The sequence below is a fragment of the Enterococcus villorum genome (assembly GCF_007990225.1).
GTDB classification, from domain to species: domain Bacteria; phylum Bacillota; class Bacilli; order Lactobacillales; family Enterococcaceae; genus Enterococcus_B; species Enterococcus_B villorum.
Genome location: NZ_BJWF01000067.1, coordinates 1 through 4,810, shown reverse-complemented (window position 1 = coordinate 4,810; position 4,810 = coordinate 1). Strand labels below are relative to the sequence as shown.

At 31.7% G+C, this 4,810-nt stretch carries 7 protein-coding genes; 4 read left to right on the top strand and 3 right to left on the bottom strand.

Annotated elements, in window-relative coordinates:
• Together EVI01_RS13120 and EVI01_RS13115 are read right to left on the bottom strand one after the other, a co-directional pair.
• On the bottom strand, window positions 1–529 hold a 529-nt coding region (locus EVI01_RS13120; protein WP_146811747.1), incomplete at its 3' end, for an antA/AntB antirepressor family protein.
• Window positions 526–735, bottom strand: a complete 210-nt coding sequence (locus EVI01_RS13115) for a hypothetical protein (RefSeq protein ID WP_146811745.1) — start codon at window positions 733–735, stop codon at window positions 526–528. The genes EVI01_RS13120 and EVI01_RS13115, both read right to left, overlap by 4 nt.
• Window positions 736–1,036: 301 nt before the next feature.
• On the opposite strand from EVI01_RS13115, the gene EVI01_RS13110 reads away from it, so the two are divergent.
• The 3 genes from EVI01_RS13110 (at window position 1,037) to EVI01_RS13100 (ending at window position 3,150) form a co-directional block, all read left to right on the top strand.
• Entirely contained in the window at window positions 1,037–1,399 is a 363-nt protein-coding gene (locus tag EVI01_RS13110) for a helix-turn-helix domain-containing protein (protein WP_146811743.1), read from the top strand.
• 3 nt (window positions 1,400–1,402) lie between these two features.
• Window positions 1,403–2,236: an ImmA/IrrE family metallo-endopeptidase gene (locus EVI01_RS13105; protein WP_146811741.1), complete on the top strand. Its 834-nt coding sequence runs from the start codon at window positions 1,403–1,405 to the stop codon at window positions 2,234–2,236.
• Between the two features lie 110 nt (window positions 2,237–2,346).
• Complete coding sequence (locus EVI01_RS13100) at window positions 2,347–3,150, top strand: hypothetical protein (RefSeq protein WP_146811739.1); 804 nt, start codon at window positions 2,347–2,349, stop codon at window positions 3,148–3,150.
• Here the strand turns inward: EVI01_RS13100 and EVI01_RS13800 are convergent.
• Window positions 3,134–3,298, bottom strand: a complete 165-nt coding sequence (locus EVI01_RS13800; RefSeq protein ID WP_186808782.1) for a hypothetical protein — start codon at window positions 3,296–3,298, stop codon at window positions 3,134–3,136. The two genes, EVI01_RS13100 and EVI01_RS13800, sit on opposite strands and share 17 nt — an antisense overlap.
• A 168-nt stretch (window positions 3,299–3,466) precedes the next feature.
• Between EVI01_RS13800 and EVI01_RS13095 the strand changes: the two genes are divergently transcribed.
• Window positions 3,467–4,678, top strand: coding sequence for a tyrosine-type recombinase/integrase (locus EVI01_RS13095; RefSeq protein WP_146811736.1), 1,212 nt, complete (start codon window positions 3,467–3,469; stop codon window positions 4,676–4,678).
• Window positions 4,679–4,810 lie beyond the last annotated feature (132 nt).

Below are 4,810 nucleotides of genomic sequence, written 5' to 3'. Positions count from 1 at the left end.
GGTAAGCTCCGTATCCTCCTTGCGTTTGTGCCATTTTATTTACAAGGTTCCGGCAATCTCTACGCCAATCAGTAGTATTCAACGCCACAATTTCAGTGATATTGTCCATTTGTGTTGCTAAACGTTTTGTCTCTAACTCTTGCTTAGCTACTGCGTTAAATATTCCTTGGAACATTTGAAGTTCTGGACTTAGTTTTGAAGTATCAAGTAATTGTTGTTTGTATTCTTTTTCTACTTGAATAAAATATTGACGAGCTTGTTTACCTTTCTCTGTTCGTTGAATCATGGAGATTTCTTTTGCCATGTCGAGTTTCATAGCATGATCAATATAAGTTGTTGCATTGCCTTGAGCTGTTAGTCTTTTTTGACTAATAGTTAAAAAATCAATATTTTCAGCAAATCCATATTCAACCATTCGATCAAACCATTTTGTATACTGCGTACCGACTTCTAAAAATTCATGTAGTTCTCTACCACTAACTAGTTGTTCCTTATTTTCATTCGTTGTTACTTTGATTAGTTCTTTCATTTGTTTTCCTCCCCTGCATAAACAATTCCCAATTCAGCAGCAATCATTTGACGGTATTTTCTAGCATTTGGCCCATCTTGTATTCTGGAAACTACTTGTTTTGTGTAAGTTGGGGACTTACCTATGATTTGAGATAGTTGCTTCCAAGTCTTGTTTTGCCGATCCATTTGAATCAACACTATTTCTTTGAAATCTGTAATAAGCATCCCGATTCCTCCTTTTTCATTATTCAACTAGTTATTAAGCTTTTTTCTAAACTAAGTGTTGACACATTTTAAACTATAGTTTAAAATCAATGCATAGTTAAATAACCCTAAAAAAACCATAAATCAACATTTCTAAGTTTGGCGACCGTGAAATTGTTTATTTTTTATTGGTTCTCTTTAGTTTTGTTTGAAACTTAATAACTAGCTTACGAAAAAAGTATACAAAACTTAAGTTTAATTGTCAATGAGTTTTTTAGCATAAAGTTTAACTTTTTTCTAGAAGCAAGAGAGGAAGGCTTTTATGACAGCTTTTGATAGACTTAAATATCTTTGCGACAAGCAAGGTATTTCCATTAATAAGCTCGAAGAAAAAATTGGACTGGGGAAAAATACTTTATATGCATGGAAAAGAAAAACTCCAGGGGGTCATAATTTACAATTAGTTGCTGATTATTTTAATGTCACTACTGATTATTTATTAGGACGCACGGATATCCCTACTCCATTAGATAAAAACATTGAGGAGGAGCTTGATCCATTGGTTTATTACCGAATGGACGATACCGACATGTCTCCAGAAGATATGGAGGAAGTTAGAAGACAGATTGAATTCGCGGAAAAATTAGCAAGAGAACAAATTCGTAATCGTAAGGGTGGGAACTAAGATTTGAAATATATAAATAGAAATGAGGAACTAACAAAAGATGAATATTTAGAAATTACATCATACGTATTGCCACTGCAAACTAAAGTAGGTGAGTATTTTAAACTCCAAATAAAAGATTTGAGATGGCACCATTATGTTAAGTATTGTACAGAAAAATTAGGCTACGAAATTTTATATTATGACTATGGTGACACAGCATCAAAATTTATATCTGGAAGAACCAGGTTAATTGATGGTGTTGTCTCCATTATTGTAAATAAGAACCATACACACAATTCTGGAAGACAACATTTCACAACTTTACATGAAATAGCTCATGGTTTTTTACATTTAGAAAAGGGAAAAATAGACAAAATATTTTTCAGTGCAAAAACAATTCCAGCTCCTGGAGATAAACGTTCTGAAACAGAAGCGGATGTCTTAGCTTCTGTGATGATGATTTCTGACAAGTCAATAGCTGAGGAAATGAAAACAAAACCAACATTTGCTGGATTGTGTTTTAAATTTGAATGCTCATACGCTAATTTACTGATGAGACTTAAAAATTATTTAGTATTTAATTTAGATATGAATAAAAACTTTGCTTTAAAGTTAATTTTAGATTATCGAGATTATGATGATACAACTATATGTGAAGTAATCAACCATCTTTCTTCTTTTAACTATTATTATTTTCATACAAACATATTTCAAGGAATAAAAGCTTTAGACTATGAAACTGCTCTAATCATAGTCGATACTTATATAAACTATACTAAAAGCATTATGTCAGATAAGGTAAAAGAAATAATAGCATCATCAGTTATCTATCAAACTCAATTTATTAGCGCGTAAATTTTTCACAAAAAAAGCCCGTGCTGGCACACGGACTAGAAACCTTATTTCTGAGATCAGCTAAATTAGTTTTAACATAAGACTAACAATTATGATGGTAGGTGAATTTTTTGTCAATACAAATAATTTCTAACTGTACAATTTGTTCCAGAAATAACGAATTTGGATTTGCTGTCGGCGAATACACCAATAATCATTTCCATGAGTTAACTTGCTCAAACAGGGGACACAAAATAAAATACTTTCATGCAGTACCAGATTACCCAATATTCTTTCAAAATGGTTTATATGCATATCATAAAAAAGAATATTTCGAAGCATTTACTTCGCTTTATCATAGCTATGAAATGTTTAGACTAACCTTTGTTCAACTTGTCATGATGGAGAAATTCAATTTTTCATATAAAGAATTGATTGATTATCTTAAACCAATTTCTAAAAGTTCAGTTCAAATTGACGGGGCCTTCAATACTCTATATGCAGCATTTTTTAATGAAATTGCTCCAGATATTCCCAATAAAATTAAAACATTAAGAAATACAGTCATTCACGGCTCTCATTATCCTGTTGAAAAAGATGTCTCTAAGTGTGCAAAGGCAATTTTAAGCTTTATCAACTCAATAGAACAAAAGCTACCACTAAGCGACAACTATCCGCACACACTTTTTCAAAAACTGGGAGATCTTAGATTAGTGTATCTTCAAATCGAAAAAATTTTGAAAAGATCTGATTTGGAAAGCGGAGCTTCCACTTTGATGACTGATAATTCTAATGTCGTAGGTCGAACTCCCATTGATGGTTTGACGGGTTATAATAAACCCTATTCTTTCGAAGAGGCACTTGCTCACTCAAAGGCTAGATTAGAAATTTTTCAAGCTAACTCAAAAATTTTCGAATCTATTCACAATAAATAATTACCTCTTGTTCCCTTATTTCAATATTGTTTTTGCTAATTGGTTCAATTGAAGTGTAATATCCCTCACCATTAACTGCTACAACTGTTTTTACAATGTAATTATCAGGGAATGATTCTAGACTGTTTATCAAATCTTTTACATTCATTTTTCTCACCTCTTAATTGGATGGTCTATTTATAGTCCAATTATATCATTAAACTGAAAAAAGTACGATCCCACCCCATCAAGAGTTAGATCGTACATAGCAATAAAACCCAAACAATAGGCTTCTTTATAGTTCCTATTGTATCAGAGAAAGAGAGCTGATTCAATTATGTCAGAAGTAACAGGATACTTAGAACAAGTAGACAATGAAACATATAGACTAAGAGCTGTATTAGGGTACAAACCTGATGGCTCGGCAAAAAGAAAAAGCAAAACTATAAAAGCGAATAGTAAAAGAGCGGCATATAAAGAATTGAACATCTGGTTAGAGCAATTCGAAGGAATGACCGATGATTCGTTGGATTTATTCAATATAACTTTTGGTGAATTTTATAGAAAAATATGGCTTTCAGAGGCCGAAAAAAATTTAGAGCCAAAGTCTTATCATAACTATAAGCGAATGATCGAGAATAGATTTCTTGATAAATTTGATTTTATCCCTCTAATCGATATCAAACCATACATGATAAAGAAAATTGTTGTTAATGCTCAAAGAATCAATACAAAAGATCCTGGAAGAAACTCTGATAAACCTTTATCAAGAAATACAAAGCTTCGTATGTTATACGCCGTTAACAACTTATTTTTGATGGCTAAAAATGAGTACGGAGCAATTAAAGAAAATCCTGTGGAAAATGTAAAAATACCAAAAGAAAAAGGCGTAAAAAAGAATATCGAAGAACCTTATTCGGAAGAAGAAATTCATGCAATGTTAAAAGCAGCATTTGAGGAAAGCATAGAAATTAAAACTTTAATTGTTCTAGCATTTATTACAGGAGCAAGACAAGGAGAAATTGCAGCTTTAGAAGAAAAAGATATTGACTTTGATAAACAAGAAATAAGATTTCATCAGCGGATTTCAGAAGTAGATGGAAAGTCAGATATTCGGTTGCTTCCAGGTTTGAAAAATGATGATGATGAAAAAATAGTAACCGGTCCTGCTTATTTATTCGATATGCTAGATGAATTAGTCAAAGAGAATAAAAAGATTCGTTGGAAATTAAATATAAAGAAATTAAAACACTATTTTATATTTGATACAAAACAAGATGGAACTTTGCCACGTGGAAGTTATCTGTATAAGAAGTTCAAACGATTCACCAAACGTCACAATTTGCGTCACATTCGTTTTCACGACATTAGACATACATCAGCTACCTATTTGCTTAGCGACCCTAATATGACTCCAAAAGAGCTTCAAAAACGATTAGGACACCGAGATTTTAATACTACAATGAATGTTTATGGCCATGTCTTACGCAAAGAAAAAGATACAGCAACTACAGCGTTTGAAAAACTATTAAAAAAAGATATAAAATAACACTTAAAAATTATATTTTCGGGTATAAACTCGGGTAGGATATATAAAAACTTGGGATAATTTGCGGTATATAAAAATTTATAAATGCTGTAAATTCACTTATCTTCATGTAAAACACAATTAAATAACGAA